Source organism: Paracidovorax cattleyae, from assembly GCF_900104515.1.
In the GTDB taxonomy this organism is placed as follows: domain Bacteria; phylum Pseudomonadota; class Gammaproteobacteria; order Burkholderiales; family Burkholderiaceae_C; genus Paracidovorax; species Paracidovorax cattleyae.
Window position 1 is genome coordinate 37,412 of record NZ_FNJL01000023.1, and the last position, 25,249, is coordinate 62,660.

A 25,249-nucleotide genomic window follows, 5' to 3' on the forward strand; every position below is an offset into this window, starting at 1 on the left:
GGTCCGGGCATGGCCGCCCTCCCCACCGCCACCCCTTCCGAGGCACCCGCCGCGACGCAGACGATCTTCCGCTTCCGGCGCGAATACAACGCCTGGGTGGCCGACGAGTCCATGGAGGACTATGCGCTGCGCTACACGCCCAAGGGTTTCCGGCGCTGGAGCGAATTCCGCGTGGCGAACACGGCGTTCGGCTCGCTCTCGTTCCTGGCGCTGGAAGCCATCGGCGGCGCGGTCGCGCTGAACTACGGCTTCTCCAATGCGATGTGGGCGATCCTCGCGGTGGGCGTGCTGATCTTCCTTACCGGCCTGCCGATCGCCTATTGCGCGGCGCGCTACGGGCTGGACATGGACCTGCTCACGCGCGGCGCGGGCTTCGGCTACCTGGGCTCGACCATCACCTCGCTGATCTACGCGGTGTTCACCTTCATCTTCTTCGCACTGGAGGCGGCCATCATGGCCCTCGCCCTGCAGCTGGTGGTGGACTGGCCGCTGCAGTGGTGCTACGTGCTCTCGTCGCTCGTCATCCTGCCTCTGGCCATGCGCGGCATCACGCTGATCTCGCGCCTGCAGGCGTGGACGCAGCCGCTGTGGCTCTTTTTGCTGCTGCTGCCCTTCGTGTGGATCGCGCTGGCGCAGCCGCAGCTCTACCGCGATTTCGCCAGCCTCTCGGGCCTGCGCAGCGGCAGCAGCGGGTTCGATCCGCTCATGTTCGGTGCGGCCTGCGCGGTGATCTTCTCCCTGGTGGTGCAGATCGGCGAGCAGGTGGACTTCCTGCGCTTCCTGCCCGAGCGCACCGCGGCCAACCGCTGGCGCTGGTGGAGCGCGGTGCTGGTGGCCGGGCCGGGCTGGATCGCCATGGGCATGCTCAAGATGGCGGGCGGCGCCTTCCTCGCGTTCGCGGCACTGCAGTTCGAGGTGGGCGTGCACCGCGCGGCCGAGCCCACGCAGATGTTCCTCGCGGGGTTCCGGCAGGTGATGCAGTCCCTGGGCCTGCCCGGCATGGCGGTGGCGGTGACGGTGCTGTTCGTCGTGGTCTCGCAGATCAAGATCAACCTGACGAATGCGTATGCGGGGTCGCTGGCCTGGTCCAACTTCTTCGCACGCGTCACCCGCAGCCACCCGGGGCGCGTGGTGTGGCTGGTGTTCAACGTGGGCATCGCCACGCTGCTGATGACCCTGGGCGTGTTCGGCGCGCTGGAGAAGGTGCTGGCGGTGTACAGCAACGTGGCGATCGCCTGGGTTGGCGCGCTGGTGGCCGACCTGGTCATCAACAAGCCGCTGGGCCTGTCGCCCCGGGGCATCGAGTTCCGCCGGGCGCACCTGTACGACTTCAACCCCGTCGGCCTGGGCGCGATGGTGGTGGCCGCGGCCGTGGCCTGCTGCGCCTATGCGGGCCTGCTGGGCGAGGCCGCGGCGGCCTTCTCGCCCTTCATCGCGCTGGCCCTGTCGATGGCGCTGGCGCCGCTGTTCGCGTGGTGGACCGGCGGGCGCTACTACCTGGCCCGCCCACCGGCCACCGACTGGGCGCCGGGCGAGCTGGTGCGCTGCGCCGTGTGCGAGAACCGCTTCGAATCCGAGGACATGGCCCGCTGCCCTGCCTATGGCGCGGCCATCTGCTCGCTGTGCTGCTCGCTCGAGTCGCGCTGCCACGACCGCTGCAAGACCGGCTCGCGCGCGGCCGACCAGTTGCGCTCGCTGGCCGCGCTGCTGCTGCCGCGCGCCTGGGCGGCGAAGATGAACTTCCGGCTGGGCCAGTACCTGATGGTGTTCGCGTCGCTCTGCGCGGTGGTCGCCTTCCTGGTGGGCGTGGTGTACGTGCAGGAAGGGCTGGAGACCCCCGCGCAGTTCCTGCGCACGCCGTTCCTCAAGGTCTACGCCCTGCTGGCGCTGCTGGCCGCCGTGTGCGCGTGGTGGGTGGTGCTCAGCACCGGCAGCCGGCGCATGGCGCAGGACGAATCCGAGCGCCAGACGCAGCTGCTGCTGCAGGAGATCGAGGCGCACAAGCGCACCGACGCCGAGCTGCAGGCCGCGCGAGACCGCGCCGAGGCCGCCAACATGGCCAAGACCCGCTACGTGGCCGGCATGACGCATGAACTGCGCTCGCCGCTCAACAGCATCCTGGGCTACACCCAGATCCTGCAGAAGGCCCCGCCGGACGCCCACGCGCTGCGCGACGCGCTCTCCACCATCGAGCGCAGCGGCCGGCACATGCATGCGCTGATCGACGACTCGCTGGAACTGGCCCGCATCGAGGCCGGCCGGCTGCGCCAGGCCCTCGCGCCGCTGCCGCTGCCCGAGCTGGTGCGCGACGTGGAAAGCATGCTGCGCCCGCAGGCCGAGGCCAGGGGCCTGGCCTTCGCCGTGGAGGTGCTGGGCACGATGCCCGAATGGATCCGCGCGGACGCCAGGCGCCTGCGCCAGATTCTGATCAACCTGCTCTCCAACGCGGTGCGCTTCACCCACCAGGGCGAGGTGCGGCTGCGGCTGGACTTCCGCGCCCATGTCGCGCGCATCGAGGTGATCGATACCGGCATCGGCATCGAGCCGCAGGATCTGGAACGCATCTTCCTGCCGTTCGAGCGCGGCAGCGCAGGCCGCCGCGCCAGCGAGCCCGGCACCGGCCTGGGCCTGACCATCACCCACCTGCTGACCGAGCTCATGGGCGGGCAGCTCAGCGTGCGCAGCACCGTGGGCGAAGGCAGCACCTTCACCGCGCGCCTGTACCTGCCCGCTGCCGCGCCCGACCCGGCCTGGCAGCCCGCGCAGGCCGCCCTGCGGCCCGTGGTGGGCTACCGGCCGCCGCGGCGCACCCTGCTGGTGGTGGACGACCAGCCGCTGCAGCGCCAGCTGCTCGCGGGCCTGCTGGTGCCGCTGGGCTTCGACGTGCGCGAGGCCGCCAGCGGGCGCGAGTGCCTGGAGATCGTGCGGCAGTCGCCCCCGGACCTGGTGCTGCTGGACATCAGCATGGACGACCTGGACGGTTGGCAGACTGCCGCGCTGCTGCGCGAGCGCCTGCCGACCGAGGCGCTGCCCATCGTCTTCGTCTCCGCCAACCAGTTCGACAACGACGGCGCGCGCGTGGCCGCCCACGGATGCCAGGGTTTCGTGGGCAAGCCGGTGGTGGAGTCGGAGCTGCTGCAGGCGCTGCAGTCCGCGCTCGGCCTGCAGTGGCTGCACGACCCGGCGCCGCACGGGGTGCCCCGCGCCACCGGTGCCCGCCCGGCGCACGCCCATACCGCGGCGGCTTGCGCGGGACCACTGCCGGAACCGCTGCGGGAAGCCCTGCACCACCTGGCCCGCTCCGGCCAGGCCTCCGCGCTGCGCGCCCGGCTGCATGCGGCCCGTGCCGACCATCCCGGCCATGCCGCGCTGCTGGAGCAACTGGATGGCGCGGCCGGCCAGCTGGACTTCGACCGGCTCACCCGGCTGCTGCGCGAACCCGAAGACGACGATACCGATGAATCCGCCTGACCCCGCTCCCGTTTCCCCATCCCCCGCCGCGCCGCAGCGCGCCATCCTGGTGGTGGACGACGACCTCGCCACGCTGCGCATGCTCGGCGACGCGCTGGCCGCGGAGGGCTACGCCGTGCTCGCTGCCCGCGACGCCGACGAGGCGCTCGAGCGCTTCGACCTCGCCGTGCCCGACGGCGTGCTGCTGGACGCCCTCATGCCCGGCACCGACGGCTTCACGCTCTGCGCGCGCATCAAGGCCACGCCCCCGTGGTCGCATGTGCCCATCGTGTTCATGACCGGCCTGTCGGAGACCGAACAGATCGTGCGCGGCTTCGCGGCCGGCGGGGTGGACTACGTGGTCAAGCCCCTGCGCCTGCCCGAGGTGCTGGCCCGGCTGGCCACGCACGTCGCCAACGCCCGCGCCGCCCGGCTGGCGCGCGAGGCGGTGGACGTGGCCGGCATGGGCGTGGTGGTGCTCGACGGCCAGGACCGCATCGCCTGGCGCTCGCCCCAGGCCACATGCTGGCTGGAGGCCGCCTTCGCCGACGGTGCCGCGCCGCCGCGGGCCATGGAACGCTGGCTGGCCGAGGCGCAGCGGGCGGGCGAAGGCGCCACCGGCCTGGAGCCCGGACAGCGCCTCATGGCCCGCCCGCTCGGGGCCAGCGGGCTGGGCGAAACCATGCTGCTGCTGTCCGTGCAGGCCGCCGGCACGGCGCCTGCCGCACGCCTGCCGCGCGTGGACCTGACGCCGCGCGAGACCGAGGTGCTGTCCTGGATCGCCAAGGGCAAGACCAACCGCGACATCGCCGACATCCTGGGCATGAGCCCGCGCACGGTGAACAAGCACCTGGAGCACATCTTCGAGAAGCTCGGCGTGGAAACACGTACTGCCGCGGCCGCCCTGGCAGGACAGTGGCTCCAGGAATGACGCCGGATCAGCCCCGCGCCGAGGCCGGCAGGCCGAACACCCGGTCGAAGAGCCAGTTGAAGACGAAGGTGTAGCCCAGGAAGAACAGCAGCAGGCCCAGGTCCATCACCAGCGCCTGCCATAGGGTTACGTCGAACCACCAGGCGAAGAGCGGCACCAGGATGAGCGCCAGCCCGCCCTCGAAGCCGATCGCATGGGCCACGCGGCGCGCCACGCTGCGGCCGCGCACCGCCTGCCGCGACTCCCAGCGCTCGAACGCCCAGTTGAAGCCGACGTTCCAGACGATGGCGATCACCGAGCACGCCACCGCCACGGCGCTGGAATGGCCCGCGCCCTGCCCCGTCAGCATGGCCAGGCCGGCGGTCGCGAAGGCGATGGCGATCAGTTCGTAGAGCGAGACATAGACCACGCGGCGCCAGGGGCCCTGCAGGCCCGGGGCTTCACGGGCGCCAGCGGATGCGGAGACGGCGGCGGAAGAGGAGGATGGCACGGACATGCGTCGCACTTTATGTGTGCCGGGCTGATACATAAAGTCAGCTTGTTTCAGTTTTTCTGATAGAACTACGGCCATGACATTTTCTTCCGACAGCGTGAACGTATTCCTGGCGGTGCTGGACCACGGCTCGTTCTCGGCCGCCGCCCGGGCGCTCTCGCGCGTGCCCTCGGCCGTGAGCATGACCATCGCCCACCTGGAGGCCGAGCTGGACGTGCAGCTCTTCGACCGCAGCGGACGCGAGCCGCGCCCCACCCCCGCCGCCCGCGCTCTGGAGCCGCAGGCCCGGCTGCTGGGCGCGCAACTGCGGCAGCTCAACGCGCAGGCCCTGGCCCTCACTCAGGGACTGGAAGAGCGCCTGACCATCGCCATCGCGCCCGAGCTGCTGGCCGGCCCCTGGACCGAGGCGCTGGCCGCGCTCACTGCCGAATACCCCCAGCTGCAGGCGGAGGTGCTGGCCGCCCCGCAGGCCGACGCCATGGCGCTGCTGCACGCGGGCCGCGCCCAGCTGGCGCTGGTGTTCGAGCGGTCCAGCCTCGACGGGCGCGAGGGCTTCCAGGAAGTGGGCAGCGAAACGCTGGTGGCGGTCATCGCGCCGCAGCACCCGGTCATGCAGGCGGCCGCCGGCGCGCCGCTGAGCGAGGTCCACCTGACCACCACGCGCCAGATCGTCGTGGCCGGCCGCGATCTCGCGCAGACCGACCCGCGCTTCGTCTTCGCACGCCACCACTGGCGCACCGACAACCACCTGGCCGCGCTCAGCCTCATCGAGGCCGGCCTGGGCTGGGGCTGGCAGCCGCGCGAGCTGGTGGAGCCCCGCATCCAGGCCGGCACGCTGGTGGAAATGCCGTTCGACAACCTCACCAACGGCGTGGAGCTGTGGGTGGACGTGGTGTGGTCCCGGGAGCGGCCCCAGGGCCTGGGCGCGCGGCGCTTCGTGGAGCGGCTGCGCCAGGCCGCGCCGGCCTCCGGGGCGCGGCAAGCCGCGGGCAGCGGAGGCTTGCAGAAATTACATCCCGCAAAACAAAGGCGCAAACCAGCACCATAGACTGGACCGTTTCCGTACCGTGGATGGATCCATGCCTGCGCCGCAAAAAATCAACTACCACCATACCGGCCCCTATGACCGGGTCGTTTTCCAGGAAGAATTCACCCGCCAGTTCGGCACCAGCGGCAGGTACAACGCCGCAGCCATTCCCGACATGCTGTCCCTGCTCGGCATGATCGAGCGCGACACGGCCATCAACGACGTGCGCCAGGCCGCCTACATGCTCGCCACCGTGATGTGGGAGACCACGTCGCCGGTCACCGTCACCAAGGTGGCGACCAACAAGAAGGGGCAGCCCCTGGTGGACAAGAAAGGGCAGCCCGTCGTACTCAAGCAGAAGAAATGGCTGATGACCATGGCCCCCGTGGCCGAGATCGGCCACGGCAAGGGGCGGCAGTACCACGAGCCCGTCAAGGTCAAGCTGCTGCCGGATGGCGGAGCGCGCATCACGGAGCAGGACGGCGACCCGTTCTCCGTCACGGGGGCCGGGGTCATCTCCCCGCTCACCAAGGGTGCCAAGATGGGCACCAAGGACGGCGGCGCAGCGGCCAAGTCCTACGATGCCGATGACGGCGTCGAGCAGGCCTATTACGGGCGCGGCTACGTGCAGCTCACCTGGTGGTCCAACTACGCCAGGGCGGGCATCGCGCTCGGCCACGGGCTGGGGCTGCTGACGGACCCTGAACAGGTCAAGACGCCCGAGACCGCCTATGCCCTGATGTCCTACGGCATGCGCACGGGCGGCATCTTCGCGAACGGGCGCAAGTTCTCGCTCTACTTCTCGGGGGACACGACCGATTACGTGTCGGCCCGGAAGATGGTCAACGGCAGCGACCATGCCGAAGACATCGCCAAGATCGCCCGGAAATTCGAGGCGGCCCTGCTGAAGGCCCGGCCGAACGCCATCACCACACCCACACCCACACCTGCCACCGCCACGCCATGACACGCTGCACTGCCCCGACCCCGCGCGTCCCCAGGACGGCCCGCGTCCTCCATGCCCTGCTGTGGCTGGGCGCCTGCCAGTTCGCGGCCGCCGCGATGCCGCCCGACACGACCACCCGCTGCGGCTGGTTCGACAACCCGACGCCGGGCAACGCGACCCTGGTGGACAAGGACGGGGAATGGACCATCGGCATGCAGGGAGGCCACCAGGCCGAAGGCGACTGGCCGACGTTCCCCAAGGCGCGCTGGGTGGCGACCGGCACCGGCAGCGCGGGCTACGGCTGCGCCTGCCTGAAGGTGAGCGCCCGCGCCGATACCCAGGAGGTGACGCACATCTTCTCGGCACGCTCGCAGGCCCTGTCGGTCTGCCGCAAGGACAAGGCGCTGGCGGGCAAGGAGCCCGAGAACCCCCTCAAGTGAACCCGGCGGCCGGGTGACCGGGCCGGCAGATGGCCGCAGGGCGCTCTCCGGTGGGGCGGCCTGGCCGGCCATGTTCGCCCTCCGTGGCTGAAGTAGTTGAGATCAAACCAGTCCCTGCATCGCGATACATCGAGATTCAGGGTGATCCTGGGGACCGGCAGGGAGGTCGGTACGCTCTCAGCATATTGCGGAGCGGCATCACAAAAAAACGAGACCCATGGCCGATAACTCACTGATCTGCCGCCGCGAGGGCTGCAGCACACCCGTCCGGATCTCCGATGCGGGTGCCATCAACCGACTCATGCTCAAGCTGCGGCAGCTCTACGTCCAATCCACACAGGCGGCCGATGAAGCTACCCGATACTGGGCAGACGTCGCCACCCAGTCTCGGAGCCCTCTGGCGCCGCTGGCCCACGTGCCCGGCGTGTTCGCCGCACTGTGGACCCATGACGTTGCACCCACCACGGCAACGGTACTGGGCACTGCCGGATATGGCTTTGCAGCGCTGCCGAAGAGCCTGATCCACTTTACGACGAAGGCAGGGGCCGCAGGCATCGCGCGAACCGCCGTCATCCACTCCAGCAAATTCGGCGTGCATGGGTTTTTCGGGCCTGGCGTGTACATGGCCAGATTCGGCCGCCCTTTGAACATGATGATCAAGGAGGCCGCGACGATTCCGATACACCTTTCGACCCCAGCCGGCACCGTCCGTATCCTTCCTTACCTTGTGTACGTGCGGTGGGGCTTCAACGGTGTGAGGATGCTCTGATGAAACGCCCTCGCCTTTCTACCGTCTTCGGCTGGTGCGCCGTCCTCTTCGGCTGGATCTGCTGGGTGCCGGCCTACTTGCAGGGCAATTGGTGGTGGATGGTGGTTTCCGTCATTCCGTATGTGATTTACCAGGCGTTCTTCAACAAGGACGGGCAGGAGGACAGCGGCTGAACTGCTCGAACAGGTCCGGTTGCGAGCCACTCGCCAGCTTGGCGCCACCGGGGACACCCGTTCAATACGGTCGCCGCACAGCTCGCGGCTCGCTTCACATGGCCCCGGCGAACAGCCCGGGCGCAGCGTCGCGGCAATGCGACAGCGAATGAGAGTAGTTCTCAACCTGGTGTTACAGTTCGGCGCCTTCACGGCCGAGTTGCACACCGTTGTGCGCTGACCCGTTCCCCGCCCATTCCGCATCCCCTCGCCGGAGCCGCCTCCGGCCTGCTGCACATGCCCGCTCTCTTGTCGCCCTCCATCCCGGCCACCGTGGCCGCAGCCACCTCGCGCCCTGCCATGCTCCGCCGCGCCCCGCTGGTGCAGGCCGTGCTGGCGCTCGCCGCCACCCTCTCCGCCCAGCACGCGGCCCATGCGCAGGAGCCCGCCCCGGCCCCGGCGGCCACGCTGCAGGAAGTGCGCGTGCAGGATGCCACCGATGGTTCCGGCTACCAGGGCGCGCAGCGCCAGACCGCGGCCACGCGCACCGACACGCCGCTGATCGAGACCCCGCAGGCGGTGCGCGTGGTGCCACGCCAGCTGATCGAAGACCTGGGGGCGACGCGCCTGGCCGACACGGTGGACTTCGTGAGCGGCGTCACCCGCATGAACGACTTCGGCGGCACCTGGGACAACTACGCGATCCGCGGCTTCAGCAACACCGAAGGCGGCTCGCTGCTGAACGGCTTCGCTTCCGGCCGCGGCTATGGCCCGCAGCGCGACGCGGCCACCATCGAGCGGGTGGAGTTCCTGAAAGGCCCGGCCGCCGCGCTCTACGGCAGCAGCGAGCCCGGCGGCACGCTCAACGTGGTCACCAAGAAGCCGCAGTTCACCGCCGCGCGCACCGCCGGCCTGCAGATCGGCACGCTGGGCATGCGCCGCGCCACGCTGGATCTGACCGGCCCGCTCACGCAGAACCTGGCCTACCGGCTGAACGTGGCAGCCGAGGACGGCGCCAGCCGGACGGGCCTCGTGGACAACCGCAAGTACGTGGTCGCCCCCGCCTTCGCCTGGACGCTGGGCGCCGACACCGTGCTGCAGTACGAGGCAGAAATCATCCGCATCCGCACGCCGCTGGACCGCGGCATCGTGCAGGTGAACGGCAACGCCCTGGCCCTGCCCGCCGACCGCTTCCTGCAAGAGCCCGACCGCGGCAACCTGCACGTCAATGGCGACACGCACCAGCTCACGCTGGACCACGACCTGGGCGGCGGCTGGCGCACGCGCGTCGGCGGCACCTACCGCGAAACCGATCTCTACGGCAACGCCGTGGACTTCGGCACGGGCCAGATCGGCCTGCTGGGTGCCGACGGGCGCACGCTGTCGCGCACGGACAGCTGGCGCACCCTGCCATCGCGCGACGTGTCGGTGCAGGCCGAGCTGGAAGGCAAGTTCAGCACCGGCAGCCTGCGCCACACCGTGCTCGCCGGCCTGGAATCCTGGCGCCTCTACATGGGGCAGGACATCCGCTATTCCGCGCAGAAGTACCCGATCGACATCTACAACCCCACCTACGGCAACGTGCCGCGCGGCCCGCTGGTGCAGGGCTACCTGCAGGACGACCGCCTGCGCGCCACCGGCCTGTTCCTGCAGGACCAGATCGACCTGACCCCGCGCTGGAAGCTGATGGCCGGCCTGCGGTTCGACCGCTTCCACGAGGACTTCGTCAACTGGATGGAGAACGCGCGCCAGAACCAGCAGCACTCGTCCGCCACGCCGCGCGTGGGCCTGAGCTACATGGTGACGCCGGACAGCTCGGTCTATGTCTCCTACGGCCGCTCGTTCCGGCCCAATGCCGGCACCGACGCCGCAGGCAATTCCTTCGATCCGCAGAAGGGCAAGGCCTGGGAAGCCGGCGCGAAGTGGCAATCGGACGACCAGCGCCTGAACGCCTCGGTGGCCGTGTTCGACATCCGCAAGACCAACGTGCTCACGCGCGACCCCAACAACGGGAACTTCAGCGTGGCGGCGGGCGAGGTGCGCAGCCGCGGCCTCGAGGCCGACGTGGCGGGCCGGCTGGATGCGCACTGGCGCCTGACGGCCAATGCCGCCTTCACCGACACCGAAGTGCTGCGCGACAACAATCCCGCCCTCGTGGGCAAGCGCCTGCTGGGCATTCCGCGCGTGAGCGCCGGCCTGTTCGCCATCCGCGAAGACCGCCTGGCATCCGGCGGGCGCTATGGCGTGGGCGCCGGCCTGGTGCACGTGGGCGAGCGCACCGGCACCGCCACCGACACCTACCGGCTGCCCGCCTACACCACGGCGCGCCTCACGGGCTACTGGCAGATCGACCCGCGCACCCGGCTCACGCTGGACATCCACAACCTGTTCGACAAGCACTACGCCGCCGCCTCGTGGAACGCGATCGCGGTCATCCCGGGCATGGGGCGGCAGGTGGTGGCGGGGGTGCAGGTCAGGTTCTGACGCGCCGGAGTGCCGTGGAGGGAATGGCTCATGCCTGCCTTCGCAGCGCCAGCGCCTCGCGCTCCAGAAAGCGGTAGAGCTGCGCATCGTCGGCATACCCGACGTTGAATCGCAGCCAGGGCGCGGGCCGCAGGTCGCTGCGGAACAGGTCGCCGGGCGCCAGCAGGAAGCCATGGTCGATGGCGCGCTGCGCCAGGGCGCGCATGTCCACGTCGTCCCGCTCGAAGCGGGCCCACAGGAAGGGGCCGCCCGCAGGCTCCATGAAAAGCTGCATGTCCGCGGCCTGCAGGCCCCGGCAGACGGCCTGCTGCGCCTGCTGCAGGCGCTCTGACAGGCGCTGCAGGTGGGCGCGGAAATGGCCGTCCACCAGCACGGCCAGCAGCAGTTTCTCGTTCAGCTCCGACGTGGTCAGGCTGCTGACCATCTTCTGGAAGATGATCTTCTCTCCCATCTCCTCGCTGCAGGCCACGAAGCCCGCGCGCAGGCCGGGCGAGACGGTCTTGGAAAAGCTGCCCACGTGGATCACGCGGCGCAGCTGGTCCAGCCGCGCCAGGCAGGTGGAGCCGGCCGGCTCCAGCCCGGCCATGGCCTCGTTGTCCACCAGCGTGAAATCCATCTGCTCGGCCAGGCGCAGCAGCTGGTAGGCCACGGCGGGGCTGATCTGGCTGCCTGTGGGGTTGTGCAGGTTGGAGGTGGTGAAGAATGCCTTGGCGCGGTGGCGCTGCTGCAGCGACTGCAGCGCCGCCAGGCTGGGCCCCTGCAGCGTGCGCTCCACGCCCACCAGCTTCAGGCCCATGGAGCGTAGCATGGCGAACAGGTTGGTGGAGCCCGGCTCGTCCACCAGCACCACATCGCCGGGCTGCAGCAGGCATTTGGCGACCAGCAGCAGCGCCTGCGATGCGCCGTGCGTCATCACGATCTGGTGCGGCGCGGCCTCGATGCCGCGCTGGCCCAGCAGGGTCTGGATCTGCTGGCGCAGCGGCAGGTAGCCGTAGGGCGTGCCGTAGCGGGCCAGGCCCGTGGGCGCCTTGCGCGCCAGTGCCGCCATGGCCCGCCGCACGCCGTCGGCATAGAGCCATTCGGGCGGGATCCACCCGCAGCCGGCGTTGCGCAGGGCGCGGTCGTCCTCGTACACGTGCTTGAGCAGCCAGAGCGAATCCACCGACGTGCGCCCCTGGAACGGGCGGCGGCGCTGCGCCCGGTCCACCGGCAGCGCGGCCACGAAGTAGCCGCTGGCCGGGCGCGCCTCGACATGGCCTTCGGCCACCAGCCGCTGGTAGGCGTTGGTCGCGGTCATGGTGCTGATGCCGCAGGCCTGCGCCAGCTTGCGCACCGAGGGCAGGCGCTCGCCGGCGGGCCGGCGGCCCGTGGTGATGTCGCCCAGCAGGGCGTCGTACACCTGCCGCACCAGCGGCTGCGGGCTGTCGGGGTCGAGATGGATCATGGCGGGCTCGGACGGTGGAAGCGATCAGGCGATGCACGCAAGCTGTGCGCGGTGGGCCCCCAAAAAGGGGCGCGGCGGCAACTGTTCTACAACAGGCCGTGCCAACTGTACATACACATTTCTTGCATTCGGTGCCTCAATAGCGTCCAGCCAGCCGTCCTCGATACGGCCCGAACCCGCCACCCAGGAAGCCCCGCATGCACACCAAACCGTCCTCCCCCGCCCTGCCGGCCCGCCGCCGCGCCGCAGCGCGCGTTGCGCGCTGGGCCTGCGCCGTCACGGCCGCACTGGCCTGCGGCCTGCCGGCCGGCGCATCCGCGCAGCCCGCCGCAGCCGCCGGGACGCTGCGCATCATTCCCGCATCGAACATGACCGTGCTGGACCCGATCTGGACCACCGCCTACATCTCGCGCAACTTCGGCTACATGATCTACGACACCCTGTTCGGAACCGACGCGCAGGGCCGGATCCAGCCGCAGATGGTGGGCAAATGGAACGCGTCCAGGGACAACAGGACCTGGACCTTCACGCTGCGCGACGGGCTGGAATTCAGCGACGGCAAGCCCGTCACCAGCGAGGACGTGGTGGCCTCGCTCAAGCGCTGGGCCAGCCGGGACACCTTCGGCGGCCAGCTCGCCAGGGCCATCGACCGGTACGAGACGCCCGACGCCAGGACCTTCGTAATCCAGCTCAGGGAGCCCTTCGGCCTGGTGACCGAAGCGCTGGGCAAGCCCTCGTCCAACGTGCCCTTCATCATGCCCCGGCGCGTGGCCGATACGCCCGGCGACGTGCAGGTCAAGGAAACCATCGGCTCCGGTCCCTACCTCTTCAAGGCCGACGAATTCCGGCCCGGCGAGAAGGCCGTGTTCGTGAAGAACGCGAAGTACAAGCCGCGCGCCGAGGCGCCCTCGGGCACGGCCGGCGGCAAGAACGTGTACGTCGATCGCGTCGAATGGCTCTTCATCCGAGATGCGCAGACGCAGCTCAACGCGCTGCTCAACGGCGAGGCGGACATCCTGGAGCAGCCCGCGTTCGAGCAGTACGCCGTGCTGCGCGCCAGTCCGCAGATCGAACTGGTGGACGCGCAGCCCGCGGGCAACCAGTTCATCCTGCGCTTCAACTTCCTGCATGCGCCGTTCAACAACGAGAAGATCCGCCGCGCCGCCATGCTGGCGCTGGGGCAGGAGGCCTTCCTGCGCACCCAGGTGGGCGCGCCCGGCCTCACGCGCCTGTGCAAGAGCATGTTCCCCTGCGGCACGCCGTTCGAATCGGACAGGACGGGCGAATACACCGGCGTCTCCAACCCGCAGAAGGCCCGCGCGCTGCTGCAGGAGGCAGGCTACAAGGGCGAGCCCGTGGTGCTCATGCGCCCGGCCGAGAACGGCACCATCGGCAAGCTGCCGCTGGTGGCCAAGCAGCAGCTGGAGCAGGCCGGCTTCAAGGTCGATCTGCAGAACATGGACTGGCAGACGCTGGTGAGCCGCCGCGCCCGCAAGGATGCGCCCGGCGCCGGCGGCTGGAGCGCCTTCCTCACCGCCTGGACGGCCTCGGACATCCTGAACCCGCTGACCATGTCGATGATGAACGCCACGGGCGACAAGGGCTGGTTCGGCTGGCAGGACGACCCCACGCTCGAATCCATCAAGAAGCAGTTCGCCGCCGCCGCCACGGACGCCGACAAGAAGAAGTTCGCCGAAGCCGCGCAGCTGCGCGCCTTCGAGACCGTCACCCATGTGCCCGTGGGCCAGTTCAGCCAGCCGGCGGCGGTGCGCAAGGGCGTGAGCGGCCTGGTGCCGGCCGGCGCCCAGGTGTACTGGAACATCCGCAAGCCGTAAGGCGGGGAGCGCAACCATGCTGGCCTTTCTCGGCAAACGCCTGCTTTCCACCCTGCCGGTCGTGCTGGTGGTGGCCATCACCGTCTTCATGATCGTGCGGCTCACGCCGGGCGATCCGGCGGCCATCATCGGCGGCAACAGCGCGACCAGCGAAGACCTGGATCGCATCCGGGCGCAGCTGGGCCTCACGCAGCCGCTGTGGACGCAGTTCCTGCTGTGGGCGGGCAAGGTGCTGCAGGGCGACCTGGGCTTCTCGTTCTTCCTGAACAAGCCGGTGCTGGAACTGATCGCCCAACGCGTGGAACCCACCCTGTCGCTGGCCGCAGGGACCCTGGTGCTGGCCGTGGCCATCGCGCTGCCGCTGGGCACGCTGGCCGCGTGGCGCATGGGCAGCTGGCTCGACAAGGCGGTGATGGCGTTTTCGGTGGCGGGCTTCTCGGTCCCGGTCTTCGTGATCGGCTACGTGCTCATCTACCTGCTGGCGATGAAGCTGCAGTGGTTCCCCGTGCAGGGCTACCGGCGCATGGCCGACGGCCTGGGCCCCTGGGCGCGCCAGCTGGTGCTGCCCTGCCTCACCCTGGCCGTGACCTACGTGGCCCTGCTGGCGCGGGTGACGCGCGCGGCGGTGAGCGAGGCGCTGACCGAGGATTACATCCGCACCGCCCGCGCCAAGGGCATCAGCGAGCGCGTCGTGCTCAGCCACCACGCGCTGCGTAACGCCGCCGTGCCGGTGGTCACCGTGATCGGCGTGAGCGCCGCGCTGCTGCTGGGCGGCGTGGTGGTCACCGAGACGGTCTACGCCATTCCCGGCCTGGGCCAGCTCACGGTGGATGCGGTGCTCAACCGCGACTTTCCCGTGCTGCAGGGGGTGGTGCTGTTTTTCGCGCTGATCTATGTCGCCGTGAACCTGCTGGTCGATCTGAGCTACCTGGCCCTCGATCCGCGCATCCGCTACTGACCGGCAGGAAAACGCCCCGCTCAAGACCTGGAGCCCCTCCCATGAACCCCACCACTTCCCGGACCCGCCTGCTGCGCCACGGCGCCGTGCGCGGCGGCGCCGCCGTGCTGGCCGTGCTCGCGCTGCTGGGCCTGCTGGCGCCCTGGCTGGGCACCATCGACCCGGCGGCGATGGACGCCTCCTTCATCAACGCGGCGGCCGGCGTCTCTGGCGCCGTCACCCTGCCCGACGGCGCGCAGGTGCAGCACACCTTCTGGATGGGCAGCGACAGCGTGGGCCGCGACATCTGGAGCCGCGTGCTCTACGGCACCCGCATCTCGCTGATGGTGGGCTGCTTCACCGCCGCGCTGGCCGTGGTGCTGGGCTGCACGCTGGGCATGCTGGCAGGCTACTTCCGCGCGGCCGATGCGGTGCTGATGCGCGTGATGGACGGGCTCATGGCGATTCCCGCCGTGCTGCTGGCCATCACCCTGGTGGCCATGCTGGGCGCCACGCTGCCCACCGTGATCCTGGCCATCGCCGTGCCCGAGGTGCCGCGCGTCACGCGCCTGGTGCGGGCGCTGGTGATCGGCCTGCGCGACGAGCCCTTCGTCGAGGCCGCCCGCGCCCTGGCCACGCCCAACGCCACCATTCTGTGGCGCGACATCCTGCCCAACGCGCTGGCGCCGCTGATCGTGCAGGGCACCTTCATCGCGGCGTCGGCCGTGCTGACCGAGGCCATCCTGAGCTTCCTGGGGCTGGGCCTGCCGTCCGACGTGCCCACCTGGGGAAACATCATGGCCGAAGGCCGGGTGCTGTTCTCGCAGGCGCCGGGCAACGTGCTGTGGCCCGCGCTCTTCCTGGTGCCGACGGTGCTGGCCATCAACCTGCTGGGCGACGGCCTGCGCGACGTGCTCGATCCCAAATTCTCCCGCCGCGCGTGAACGCGTGCATGCAAGCCACGGAAGGCCCCACGCCATGAAACCCCACCCCCAACAACGCGCCCTGGGCGAAGCGCTCGCCGCCGGCACCGGCACCGGATCCGACGCCCTGCGCACCGTGCTGGACGTGCGCGGCCTGCAGGTCGCCCTGCCCGCAGATGCCGACCGGCCGCATGCCATCGCGCACCTGGACGTGCGCATCGAGGCCGGCCGCACGCTGTGCATCGTGGGCGAATCGGGCTCCGGCAAGTCGGTGCTCGCCACCACCGTGATGGGCCTGCTGGCCAAGGGCCTGGCGATCACCGCAGGCGATATCCGCCTGGGCGGAGAGACACTGCTGCAGGCCGGCCGCTACGTGCCCGAAAAGCGCCTGCGCGCGCTGCGCGGCCGGGCCATGGGCATGGTGTTCCAGGAGCCGATGACGGCGCTCAATCCCGTGCTGGCCTGCGGCGAGCAGATCGACGAACTGCTGCGCACCCACACGGCCGAGGGCGCGGCCGAGCGCAAGCGCCGCATCCTGCAGGTGTTCGCGCGCGTGCGCCTGCCCGACCCCGATCGCATCTTCGGCAGCTACCCGCACCAGCTCTCGGGCGGCCAGCGCCAGCGCATCGTGATCGCCATGGCCATCATCCTGAAGCCGCGCCTTTTGATCTGCGACGAGCCCACCACCGCGCTGGACGTGACCACGCAGGCCGAGATCCTGCAGCTCATCGCCGAACTGCAGGCCGAGCAGGGCAGCGCCGTGCTGTTCATCACGCACGACATGGGCGTGGTGGCCGAGATTGCCGACGAGGTGATGGTGATGCACCGCGGCGCGCTGGTGGAGCACGGCCCCTGCGAGCAGGTGCTGCGCCGTCCGCGCGAGGCCTACACCCGCATGCTGCTGGCCGCCGTGCCCGGCATGACGCCGCCGCCCGCACGCGCTCTGCCCGGCGGCAGCCCGCTGCTGCAGGGCCAGGGCGTGGGCAAGACCTACATCCGCCGCGACTGGCTGGGCCGCGCCCGCCGCAATACCGCGCTGCAGGACGCGAGCGTGGCCGTGCACCGCGGCGAGACCGTGGGCGTGGTGGGCGAATCGGGCTCGGGCAAGTCCACCTTCGCGCGCTGCATGATCCGCCTGATCGACCCCAGCGAAGGCCGCATCGCCTGGGCCGGGCGCGAGGTCCAGTCCCTCCCCGAAAGCCGCCTCAGGCCGCTGCGCTCGCGCGTGCAGGTGGTGTTCCAGGACCCGAACCGCTCGCTCAACCCGCGCCGCACGGTGGGCTCGTCGATGATCGAAGGCGCCATGAATTTCGGAATGGACCGCCGCCACGCGCAGCGCATGGCCGAAGAGCTGATGGACCGCATCCAGCTGCCGCGCACCGCGCTGCAGCGCTATCCGCACCAGTTCTCGGGCGGGCAGCGCCAGCGGCTGGCCATCGCCCGCGCGATCGCCTGCCAGCCCCAGGTGCTGGTGGCCGACGAAGCCGTGTCGGCGCTCGACGTGTCGGTGCAGGCGCAGATCCTCGACCTGCTGCGCGAGCTGCAGCGCGACCTGGGCCTGGGCATCCTCTTCATCACCCACGACCTGCGCGTGGCCGCCCAGCTGTGCGACCGCGTGATCGTGATGAGCCAGGGCCGCATCGTCGAGGAAGGCGCCACCGCCGCCGTGTTCGGCGCGCCCGCGCACGACTACACCCGCCGCCTGCTGGCCGCCGCGCCCCGCGCCGAGCTGGCCGGTGCCGCGGCCGATGTAGACGCCGAAGCCGGCGCCGATCCGCGTCCCTTCGCTGCGGCCGCCTGATGCCATCCCTTTCCTTGTCACGGCGCCGCCTGCTGCCCGCCGATGCGGCCTGGCGCCGCGCCTTCCTGCGCGGCGGGCGCGACATCGCCGGCGCCGCGCTGGGCACCGTGGCCATGGGCCTGGTGACGGGCGTGGCCATGCGCAACAGCGGCCTGGGGCTGGAACTGGTCCTCGCCATGTCGCTGCTGGTGTTCGCCAGCGCCTCACAGCTGGCCTGCCTGCCGCTGATCGCCGTGGGCGCGCCGCTCTGGGTCATCGCCGCCACCGCCTGGGTGCTGAACCTGCGCTTCGTGGTCTTCAGCGTGCATTGGCGGCGCTACTTCGGTGGCCACGGGCGATGGCGGCGCATGCTGCTGGCCTACCTGGCGGGCGACCCGATCTACGCACGCTTCGTACAGCGCTTTCCGCAGCCCGCTCCGGGCGGGCGGTCCACGCCCGAGCAGCAGGGCTACTTTCTGGGGCTGGCGCTGACCAACTGGGCAGCCTGGCAGGCGGCGTCGCTGGCCGGCATCTTCCTGGCCGACGCCATTCCCACCGCCTGGGGCCTGCGCTTCGTGGGCGTGCTGGCGCTGCTGGCACTGGCGCTGCCCATGCTGGCCGACCGCGCCGTGCGCTGCTCGGCCGCCGCTGCCGCCGTGGTGGCGCTGGCGACCGCGTCCTGGCCCATGGGACTGAACGTGGTGATGGCGATCGCCACCGCCTTTGCGGCGGGCCTCTGGGCCGATCGCCGCTGGAACATCCGCTGATGCCGGCCTTCACCGATGTCCATGCCTGGCTGGCCGTGCTGGCCCTGGTGCTGGTCACCGTGCTCACGCGCAGCTTCTTCCTGCTGCCGCACGGCGAGCCGCGCCTGCCCGGCTGGCTGCGCCAGGGCCTGCGCCACGCACCCGTGGCCGCGCTGCTGGCCATGGTGGTGCCCGAGATCTTCCTGGACCAGGGCCGCCTCCCGACGGACTGGCACGATGCACGCCTGGCCGCCGTGGCCGTGGCACTCATCTACCACGCGGCGCGGCGCGGCGACGTGACGGGCACCATACTGGCCGGCACGGTGACGCTGCTGGTGCTGCGCCTGGGGCTGGGGTGGGCGTGAGCGCCGCACGGCAGCCAAACGACGACAAACGACGACAACATCAACGCAAGGTATGCACATGAGCTTGGCAATGGGTTGGGACGAATGGGCCGCGCACGATGCGGTAGGACTGGCCGGACTGGTGCACCGGGGCGAGGTGACACCCGCCGAACTGGCCGCCCAGGCGGCGGCCGGCGTGACGAAGGTCAATCCCGCCCTGGGCGCGGTGGTCGAGGTCTTCGCCGATGCGGTGGCCGATCCGCAGCAGGCCGGCATGCAGCCCGGCGGCCCGCTGGCCGGCGTGCCCTTCTTCATGAAGGACCTGGGCCCTACCCTGGCCGGACGGCTGCAGGAGCAGGGTTCGCTCTTCATGCGCGGCAACCGCCCCACCGAAGATGCCTGGCTCACGCAGCAGATGCGCCGGGCAGGTCTGAACCTGATGGGCCGCACCACCACGCCGGAGTTCGGCGTGTGCAGCTCGGCCGAGAACCCGGCCGTCTATGTCACGCGCAATCCCTGGAACACCGGCTACACCACCTGCGGCTCGTCCGCGGGCACGGCGGCCATCGTGGCGGCGGGCGTGGTGCCGATGTCGCACGCCACCGACGGGGGCGGCTCCATCCGCATCCCCGCGGGCTTCAACGGCAACATCGGCCTCAAGCCCTCGCGCGGCGTGTTCTCCATCGCACCCCACGCCTCGGACATCACGGGCTACGTCTCCACCCAGGGCTGCCACAGCCGCACGGTGCGCGACACCGCCGCCTTCGTCGATGCCTGCCGTGGCGGCGCGCCGGGCGAGTTCATGCCCTACTGGACCGCGCCCGAACCCTACACGGAACTGATCCGGCGCGACCCGGCCCGGCTGCGCATCGCCCTCTCGCACGAATGGGGCGACTACCGCGCCACGCCCGCCATCGTGGCGGAACTGGAAAAGGCCGGCCGCTTCCTCGAAAGCCTGGGCCACCAGGTGGATTGGGCGCTGCCGCAGGTGGACCTGCGCGCCGCCTTCCGCGCCCAGACCACCTGCTACATCAGCAACTTCGCCCAGGTCATCAACGGCCTGCTGGAGCGGCGCGGGCTCGAGCGGCCGCCCGCCGACCTGATCGAGCCGATCAACATCCGCATCTGGGAGGCGGGCCGCGGCCTGCCCTATGCCGAGCGCCACCGCATGCAGACCGTGTTCAACACCACGGCGCGCGGCTTCGGCGCCTTCTTCGAGGCGTGGGACATCATCCTCACGCCCATCACCGCGCGGCCCACGCCGCCCGTGGGCACCACCGAATACCTCACCACCAGCGACAACCCCGACGTGCTGGACTGGTTCGACAACCTCTGGCAATTCTTCGCCTACACGCCGCTGTCCAACCTCTGCGGCATTCCGGCCATCTCGCTGCCCATGGGCGCGCAGGACCACGGCCTGCCCTTCGGCATCCACGCCCAGGCCCGGCAGGGCCACGACGGCCTGCTGCTGCAACTGGCGGCGCAGATCGAGCGTGCGCTCGGCGGGCGCTGGAACGATGGCCGAAGGCCGGGGGTGCACGTGGCGGCTGCGCCATAGAGAGAGCGGAGAGCGCGGCCCGGCAGTAGCGCGGTTCTCCCACGGCAGGGCACGCAGGAGCCGGGTACAGTGGCCCATCGCCCAGGAGACACCCCACCGATGGAATTGTGCCCGCCCTTCTCCCGCATCGACCCCGCCCTGGCCCGCCAATGGGCCGGCTGGCAACCGAAGGAGTTCGCCAGCGTGCCCGCGCGCCGCAAGGATCTGCCCAGCCTGGACCTGAAGCGCTTCGACCCCGGCGCCAAGCCGTTTTCCTCGGGCGAGAAGGCCATGGACAAGGCTGCCGTGGAAGCGCTGGCCGAGGAACTGGACGCCCTGCAGAACCTGTTCTATGCCGACCGGCGCTACAAGCTGCTGGTTCTGCTGCAGGGCACCGACACCTCCGGCAAGGACGGCACCGTCCGCGGCGTGTTCGGCCGCATGAGCGCCCTGGGCGTGCGCGCCGTGGGCTGGAAGGCCCCCACCGAGACCGAGCGCGCGCACGACTACCTCTGGCGCATCCATGCCCAGGTGCCCGGGGCCGGCGAAACCGTGGTCTTCAACCGCAGCCACTACGAGGACGTGCTGGTGCCGGTGGTGCAGGGCTGGATCACGCCGGAGCAGCACGCCCAGCGCCTGGCGCACATCAACGACTTCGAGCGCATGCTGGCCGAAACCGGCACGGTGATCGTCAAGTTCATGCTGCACATCGGCAAGGACGAGCAGCGCGAGCGCCTGCAGGCCCGGCTGGACGACCCGGCCAAGCACTGGAAGTTCGAGATGGGCGACATCGCGGCGCGCAGGCAGTGGGATGACTACCAGCGCGCCTACGAAGCCCTGCTGCCGGCCACCCACACGCCCTGGGCACCGTGGACCATCGTGCCGGCGAATTCCAAGACGCACCGCAACCTGATGATCGCCACCGTGCTGCGCGCGGTGCTGCAGAACCTGGACCTGCGCTACCCCGAGGGCGATCCCGCGCTGGCCCACTTCAAGATCGAGTGACACCGCCGCCATGCACGCCGCGCCCTGCCCCATTCCGCCCATTGGAATACATTCGCACCTGTTATGCATCCGCCGCATAACCCGGAAACACTCAGGCCTTGGACAGCCCCGGGGGCCGGGCATACAGTCGCTGGCCTGACCCTACCTCCTACACCCAAGGGAAACATCCGCATGTCGAACACCGCCGGCACCCTCGTCCAGCACCCCGTGCCTTCCTACCTCCAGGCCGACCACCTCGGCCCCTGGGGCAACTACCTGCAGCAGGTGGACCGCGTCACGCCGTACCTCGGCAGCCTCGCGCGCTGGGTGGAAACCCTGAAGCGTCCCAAGCGCATCCTGGTCGTGGACGTGCCCATCGAACTGGACAACGGCACCATCGCCCACTACGAAGGCTACCGCGTGCAGCACAACCTGAGCCGCGGCCCCGGCAAGGGCGGCGTGCGCTTCCACCAGGACGTCACCCTGTCCGAAGTGATGGCCCTGTCGGCCTGGATGTCGGTGAAGAACGCCGCCGTGAACGTGCCCTACGGCGGTGCCAAGGGCGGCATCCGCGTCGATCCCAAGAAGCTCTCGCGCGGCGAACTGGAACGCCTGACGCGCCGCTACACCAGCGAGATCGGCCTGCTCATCGGTCCCTCCAAGGACATCCCCGCACCCGATGTGAACACCAATGGCCAGGTCATGGCCTGGATGATGGACACGTACTCCATGAACGTGGGCGCCACCGCCACCGGCGTGGTCACCGGCAAGCCCGTGGACCTGGGCGGCTCGCTGGGCCGCGTGGAAGCCACCGGCCGCGGCGTGTACACCGTGGGCGTGGAAGCCGCCAAGCTCACCGGCCTGCCCATCGAGGGCGCACGGGTGGCCGTGCAGGGCTTCGGCAACGTGGGCGGCATCGCCGGCAAGCTCTTCGCCGAGGCGGGCGCCAAGGTCGTGGCCGTGCAGGACCACACGGGCACCATCCTGAACAAGAACGGCCTGGACGTGCCCGCCCTGCTGGCGCACGTCAAGCAGACCGGCGGCGTGGGCGGCTTCGCCGGCGCCGAGGCGATGGCGAAGGAAGACTTCTGGAGCGTGGACTGCGAGATCCTCATCCCCGCCGCGCTGGAAAACCAGATCACCAAGGACAACGCCGGCCAGATCAAGGCCAAGCTGGTGATCGAGGGCGCCAACGGCCCCACCACCACCGAGGCCGACGACATCCTGGCCGACAAGGGCGTGCTGGTGCTGCCCGACGTGATCGCCAACGCCGGCGGCGTGACGGTGAGCTACTTCGAGTGGGTGCAGGACTTCTCCAGCTTCTTCTGGAGCGAGGACGAGATCAACGCCCGCCTCGTGCGCATCATGCAGGAGGCCTTCGCCGGCATCTGGCACGTGGCGCAGGAGCACAAGGTGACGCTGCGCACCGCCACCTTCATCGTGGCCTGCCAGCGCATCCTGCACGCCCGCGAAATGCGCGGCCTGTATCCCTGATGCACTGACATCGGCAAGACCGACCGCCCCTGCCGTGCGTGCCCCATCGAGCGTGCACGGCAGGAAGCAGCCGCCAGCGCCCTGCCCGGACCTGGCGGTTTTTTCATGGCATGTCATGCGCCACCATGCCCGTAGCCGTGCCGCCCGCCGGGGAGCCCGGTCCGTCAGACCGATCGGCGGGATGGCACCACCCGCAGCGCCAGGCAGAAGGGTTGTTCACAGGGCGCCCGGCCCTCGTAGGGGCAGCCCGGCTGGTCGCACGGCGGTACCGCGCCCCGGCGAGCGGCGGCCTCGGCCTCCTCGTCCTCCCGGCGCCAGCCGCTGGCCTGCAGCGCCGCCATCTGCAGCCACGGATCAGGACGCAGGGCGGACTGCATCCACTCGCGCCCGTACAGGCCCTGCTGGGGCGGTGGCTGGAACTCCAGGGACAGGAGCGCGCTCGTCCTGCCCTGCGCGCCCGCCTCGTCCCGGACCGGCTGCAGCACCAGCGCGAACACGCCCGGTTCCAGCCGTGCCTGCCGCCCGGGGAACGGCACGGACAGGGCCTGCGCGCCCGCGGATGCCGCGCCGCCCGCCAGGCCCGCGGATGCTCCGGCGGCCGCACCGCGCTCCGCCCAGGCCGACGGCACCTGGAGCGTGAAGGCGAAACCCCGTTCGCCGTCTTCCGCCTGCACGCGGCCCTGCCCCACGCGCCAGGTCTGCAGGGCCGCCGGACCGCCCTGTGCCGATACGGCCGCCCGCAGCGCCCGCGCCATGTCCGCCGTCCAGGGCTGGGCCGACACCACGCGCAGGGCCGGGCCGCCGGCCTCCGCCAGGCGGTGCACCAGCATGCCGAGCAGGGAGCGCATGGGCCCGCCGACCCCGCCGGTGGGCCAGGCCTCGCCCGGGCCGTCCACCGGGGCCATGCCCGCAGCCGGTGCAGGCACGGCCACGCCGGGCAGCCCGGCCGGGGGCCGGCCCGCCCTCGGCGAGCCCTGGCCCGCGCTGCCGGGTACCGCCGCGCCGGGGCGCGGGGCTGCGGCCGGGCCGGGGCCCAGCGCGGCATCCGCACGTGCGCGGGCCTCGGGGGACACGCTCACGCGCTCGGTGGACGGCAGGGGCTGGGGCGCCGCCCCGGGTGGCGGAACCGGGGCCGAGGGGGAGGTATCGCCGCCACGGTCGGTGCCGAGCAGCATGCCCTGCCGCTGCAGTGCGGCTTCCGCGAACAGGCGCGCCAGGGCGCCCTGCGGCGGGAGCGGCGGATCGATGGATGAAGGAGGCATGGCGTTTCCGGAAGACCGGCCGCGCACGGCAGCCTGACGGGATTCTGCGGCCTGGCGGCCGCGAGCGCCATGCCTGCCGGCGCGTGCCTGCGGCGACGCGCCAGCCAGGCCTTACCGCCTCAGGGCGCGGGGGCTTGCAGGGCCACGGCTTCCAGGTGGAAGCGCAGCGCCGCCTGCAGCAGGGCGGGAGGCGCGGTGCCGTCCGCGGATTCACCCGACTTCAGGGCGATGCCCGTGCCGTCGCCCCTGGCCGTGGCGACGCGGCGTACGACCAGGAACTGCTGCGTCCTGCTGCCGGCCGCCTGCGAGTAGCCCTCGCCATCGTGGATGCTGTAGTTCATCACGTAGGCGCGCTGCAAGGTGCCGCTGCTGTTGACGCGCACGCACAACACGCTGCCTGCCAGGGTGCCGGACACCTGGTGCTCGCAGCCGAACAGGCCGTCGCTGCTCGCCAGCAGGCCGTTGCCGTTGCTGGACCCCGCAAGCGGCGTGTCCAGCAGCGCGGCATCGGCGCGGGTGCCTTCGGAGCCCACCGAGGTGAAGGTCCAGATGCCCGCCAGGCTGGACGCCTTCTGCGGATAACCGAAGTTGAAACGGGAGATGGCCTTTTCCGGCTCGTTCGGGAAGGTGATGAAACCGGTCGTCCCGCTGGTGAAGCGGATGGTCACGTTGCCGGGGCTGCCGGCTTCGGTGCCCGACAGCGCGGGGCTGCCGAAATAGCGCCCGCCGGCATACCGGTTCAGGCGCGCCGTGACCTGGTTGTCCGTCACGTCGCCGACGGCAAGATAGAACGTGGGCTGGCCGTTGTTCTCGTAGGCATACATCTGCAGGGCGAGCGTGCCGTTCTGCACGTCCACCGACAGGCCACGTCCCGGCTTGCCATTCACTTCCGATGTCACGACCCAGGTGCCGGCCTGGGGCTCATAGGCGTGCGCGCCCGCAGCGCACGCCAGCAGCGTGACCGCTGCCCATTGCTTGAAAACCAAAGCGCTCTCCTCCACAGAAAGTCACGCCGTTATACCGAACCCGGGAGGAAATGTGAATATTTGTAATCAATTCACCCCGGGTCACGCTCGGCCACTTGATTTGTCAGCAGCGCGTAAGCGTCACGCCCTAGCGCCCGGCGAATCTCTGCAAGAATCACCGCGCCGTGTGCATCTGCGGATCGGGCGGTCTGCGGCGTTGCAAATCCTCGCAATAGCCGGGCTATTGCTCCGGTGTGCGCCTTGCAGCCCATCCCGATCCACAGCGCACACCTTCCGCTCGATTCG

The 25,249-nt window shown here is 70.5% G+C and carries 21 protein-coding genes; 17 read left to right on the top strand and 4 right to left on the bottom strand.

Going from position 1 to position 25,249, the window contains the following annotated elements; all coding sequences use genetic code 11:
• Window positions 1–9 precede the first annotated feature (9 nt).
• Window positions 10–3,471 carry a hybrid sensor histidine kinase/response regulator gene (locus BLR05_RS17780; RefSeq protein WP_092836722.1) on the top strand — a complete coding sequence of 1,154 codons (3,462 nt, stop codon included), beginning with the start codon at window positions 10–12 and terminating at the stop codon, window positions 3,469–3,471.
• Window positions 3,458–4,381, top strand: coding sequence for a response regulator transcription factor (locus BLR05_RS17785; RefSeq protein WP_092836725.1), 924 nt, complete (start codon window positions 3,458–3,460; stop codon window positions 4,379–4,381). The genes BLR05_RS17780 and BLR05_RS17785 overlap by 14 nt, the downstream gene beginning before the upstream one ends.
• A 7-nt stretch (window positions 4,382–4,388) precedes the next feature.
• Here BLR05_RS17785 and BLR05_RS17790 read toward each other — a convergent pair whose 3' ends face one another.
• A complete protein-coding gene (locus tag BLR05_RS17790) occupies window positions 4,389–4,811 on the bottom strand; it encodes a PACE efflux transporter (protein ID WP_026432501.1) in 423 nt (140 codons plus the stop codon).
• Between the two features lie 139 nt (window positions 4,812–4,950).
• On the opposite strand from BLR05_RS17790, the gene BLR05_RS17795 reads away from it, so the two are divergent.
• The 6 genes from BLR05_RS17795 to BLR05_RS17815 all read left to right on the top strand — a co-directional run bounded on the left by BLR05_RS17795 (window position 4,951) and on the right by BLR05_RS17815 (window position 10,692).
• The gene (locus BLR05_RS17795; RefSeq protein WP_092836728.1) at window positions 4,951–5,922 is read left to right on the top strand and encodes a LysR family transcriptional regulator; all 972 of its coding nucleotides are present in this window, start codon (window positions 4,951–4,953) and stop codon (window positions 5,920–5,922) included.
• 31 nt (window positions 5,923–5,953) lie between these two features.
• Window positions 5,954–6,868, top strand: a complete 915-nt coding sequence (locus tag BLR05_RS17800; protein WP_092836731.1) for a glycoside hydrolase — start codon at window positions 5,954–5,956, stop codon at window positions 6,866–6,868.
• Window positions 6,865–7,287: a DUF4087 domain-containing protein gene (locus BLR05_RS17805; protein WP_092836734.1), complete on the top strand. Its 423-nt coding sequence runs from the start codon at window positions 6,865–6,867 to the stop codon at window positions 7,285–7,287. The genes BLR05_RS17800 and BLR05_RS17805 overlap by 4 nt, the downstream gene beginning before the upstream one ends.
• Window positions 7,288–7,504: 217 nt before the next feature.
• The gene (locus BLR05_RS17810; protein WP_230681189.1) at window positions 7,505–8,056 is read left to right on the top strand and encodes a hypothetical protein; all 552 of its coding nucleotides are present in this window, start codon (window positions 7,505–7,507) and stop codon (window positions 8,054–8,056) included.
• Window positions 8,056–8,229: a hypothetical protein gene (locus BLR05_RS26620; RefSeq protein WP_167361291.1), complete on the top strand. Its 174-nt coding sequence runs from the start codon at window positions 8,056–8,058 to the stop codon at window positions 8,227–8,229. Before BLR05_RS17810 ends, BLR05_RS26620 begins: the two co-directional genes overlap by 1 nt.
• Before the next feature lie 339 nt (window positions 8,230–8,568).
• Complete coding sequence (locus BLR05_RS17815) at window positions 8,569–10,692, top strand: TonB-dependent siderophore receptor (RefSeq protein WP_092836845.1); 2,124 nt, start codon at window positions 8,569–8,571, stop codon at window positions 10,690–10,692.
• Between the two features lie 28 nt (window positions 10,693–10,720).
• On the opposite strand, the gene BLR05_RS17820 is transcribed toward BLR05_RS17815, so the two are convergent.
• The gene (locus BLR05_RS17820) at window positions 10,721–12,136 is read right to left on the bottom strand and encodes an aminotransferase-like domain-containing protein (protein WP_092836737.1); all 1,416 of its coding nucleotides are present in this window, start codon (window positions 12,134–12,136) and stop codon (window positions 10,721–10,723) included.
• A gap of 197 nt (window positions 12,137–12,333) precedes the next feature.
• On the opposite strand from BLR05_RS17820, the gene BLR05_RS17825 reads away from it, so the two are divergent.
• The 9 genes from BLR05_RS17825 (at window position 12,334) to BLR05_RS17865 (ending at window position 22,716) form a co-directional block, all read left to right on the top strand.
• Complete coding sequence (locus BLR05_RS17825; protein ID WP_092836740.1) at window positions 12,334–13,971, top strand: ABC transporter substrate-binding protein; 1,638 nt, start codon at window positions 12,334–12,336, stop codon at window positions 13,969–13,971.
• A 16-nt stretch (window positions 13,972–13,987) separates the two neighbouring features.
• Complete coding sequence (locus BLR05_RS17830) at window positions 13,988–14,929, top strand: ABC transporter permease (RefSeq protein WP_092836743.1); 942 nt, start codon at window positions 13,988–13,990, stop codon at window positions 14,927–14,929.
• A 41-nt stretch (window positions 14,930–14,970) separates the two neighbouring features.
• A complete protein-coding gene (locus tag BLR05_RS17835) occupies window positions 14,971–15,852 on the top strand; it encodes an ABC transporter permease (protein WP_092836745.1) in 882 nt (293 codons plus the stop codon).
• Between the two features lie 34 nt (window positions 15,853–15,886).
• The gene (locus BLR05_RS17840; RefSeq protein WP_092836748.1) at window positions 15,887–17,632 is read left to right on the top strand and encodes a dipeptide ABC transporter ATP-binding protein; all 1,746 of its coding nucleotides are present in this window, start codon (window positions 15,887–15,889) and stop codon (window positions 17,630–17,632) included.
• Window positions 17,633–17,646: 14 nt separating this feature from the next.
• Window positions 17,647–18,378, top strand: a complete 732-nt coding sequence (locus BLR05_RS17845) for an AzlC family ABC transporter permease (protein WP_235491989.1) — start codon at window positions 17,647–17,649, stop codon at window positions 18,376–18,378.
• Complete coding sequence (locus BLR05_RS17850) at window positions 18,378–18,722, top strand: AzlD domain-containing protein (protein ID WP_092836751.1); 345 nt, start codon at window positions 18,378–18,380, stop codon at window positions 18,720–18,722. Before BLR05_RS17845 ends, BLR05_RS17850 begins: the two co-directional genes overlap by 1 nt.
• Before the next feature lie 70 nt (window positions 18,723–18,792).
• A complete protein-coding gene (locus BLR05_RS17855) occupies window positions 18,793–20,259 on the top strand; it encodes an amidase (protein WP_244160128.1) in 1,467 nt (488 codons plus the stop codon).
• 99 nt (window positions 20,260–20,358) lie between these two features.
• Entirely contained in the window at window positions 20,359–21,243 is an 885-nt protein-coding gene (locus BLR05_RS17860; protein WP_092836757.1) for a PPK2 family polyphosphate kinase, read from the top strand.
• A gap of 171 nt (window positions 21,244–21,414) precedes the next feature.
• Entirely contained in the window at window positions 21,415–22,716 is a 1,302-nt protein-coding gene (locus BLR05_RS17865; protein WP_092836760.1) for a Glu/Leu/Phe/Val family dehydrogenase, read from the top strand.
• Window positions 22,717–22,880: 164 nt separating this feature from the next.
• On the opposite strand, the gene BLR05_RS17870 is transcribed toward BLR05_RS17865, so the two are convergent.
• Window positions 22,881–23,978: a Fe-S oxidoreductase gene (locus BLR05_RS17870; protein WP_092836763.1), complete on the bottom strand. Its 1,098-nt coding sequence runs from the start codon at window positions 23,976–23,978 to the stop codon at window positions 22,881–22,883.
• A 119-nt stretch (window positions 23,979–24,097) separates the two neighbouring features.
• Window positions 24,098–24,964, bottom strand: coding sequence for a hypothetical protein (locus BLR05_RS17875; protein ID WP_092836848.1), 867 nt, complete (start codon window positions 24,962–24,964; stop codon window positions 24,098–24,100).
• Window positions 24,965–25,249: the final 285 nt, after the last annotated feature.

Excerpts from the sequence above, each read along its gene's own strand:
- BLR05_RS17780 (WP_092836722.1), top strand. The coding sequence starts at position 10 with ATGGCCGCCCTCCCCACCGCCACCCCTTCCGAGGCACCCGCCGCGACG.
- BLR05_RS17785 (WP_092836725.1), top strand. The coding sequence starts at position 3,458 with ATGAATCCGCCTGACCCCGCTCCCGTTTCCCCATCCCCCGCCGCGCCG.
- BLR05_RS17795 (WP_092836728.1), top strand. The coding sequence starts at position 4,951 with ATGACATTTTCTTCCGACAGCGTGAACGTATTCCTGGCGGTGCTGGAC.
- BLR05_RS17800 (WP_092836731.1), top strand. The coding sequence starts at position 5,954 with ATGCCTGCGCCGCAAAAAATCAACTACCACCATACCGGCCCCTATGAC.
- BLR05_RS17805 (WP_092836734.1), top strand. The coding sequence starts at position 6,865 with ATGACACGCTGCACTGCCCCGACCCCGCGCGTCCCCAGGACGGCCCGC.
- BLR05_RS17810 (WP_230681189.1), top strand. The coding sequence starts at position 7,505 with ATGGCCGATAACTCACTGATCTGCCGCCGCGAGGGCTGCAGCACACCC.
- BLR05_RS26620 (WP_167361291.1), top strand. The coding sequence starts at position 8,056 with ATGAAACGCCCTCGCCTTTCTACCGTCTTCGGCTGGTGCGCCGTCCTC.
- BLR05_RS17815 (WP_092836845.1), top strand. The coding sequence starts at position 8,569 with ATGCTCCGCCGCGCCCCGCTGGTGCAGGCCGTGCTGGCGCTCGCCGCC.
- BLR05_RS17820 (WP_092836737.1), bottom strand. The coding sequence starts at position 12,136 with ATGATCCATCTCGACCCCGACAGCCCGCAGCCGCTGGTGCGGCAGGTG.
- BLR05_RS17825 (WP_092836740.1), top strand. The coding sequence starts at position 12,334 with ATGCACACCAAACCGTCCTCCCCCGCCCTGCCGGCCCGCCGCCGCGCC.
- BLR05_RS17830 (WP_092836743.1), top strand. The coding sequence starts at position 13,988 with ATGCTGGCCTTTCTCGGCAAACGCCTGCTTTCCACCCTGCCGGTCGTG.
- BLR05_RS17835 (WP_092836745.1), top strand. The coding sequence starts at position 14,971 with ATGAACCCCACCACTTCCCGGACCCGCCTGCTGCGCCACGGCGCCGTG.
- BLR05_RS17840 (WP_092836748.1), top strand. The coding sequence starts at position 15,887 with ATGAAACCCCACCCCCAACAACGCGCCCTGGGCGAAGCGCTCGCCGCC.
- BLR05_RS17850 (WP_092836751.1), top strand. The coding sequence starts at position 18,378 with ATGCCGGCCTTCACCGATGTCCATGCCTGGCTGGCCGTGCTGGCCCTG.
- BLR05_RS17855 (WP_244160128.1), top strand. The coding sequence starts at position 18,793 with ATGGGTTGGGACGAATGGGCCGCGCACGATGCGGTAGGACTGGCCGGA.
- BLR05_RS17860 (WP_092836757.1), top strand. The coding sequence starts at position 20,359 with ATGGAATTGTGCCCGCCCTTCTCCCGCATCGACCCCGCCCTGGCCCGC.
- BLR05_RS17865 (WP_092836760.1), top strand. The coding sequence starts at position 21,415 with ATGTCGAACACCGCCGGCACCCTCGTCCAGCACCCCGTGCCTTCCTAC.
- BLR05_RS17870 (WP_092836763.1), bottom strand. The coding sequence starts at position 23,978 with ATGCCTCCTTCATCCATCGATCCGCCGCTCCCGCCGCAGGGCGCCCTG.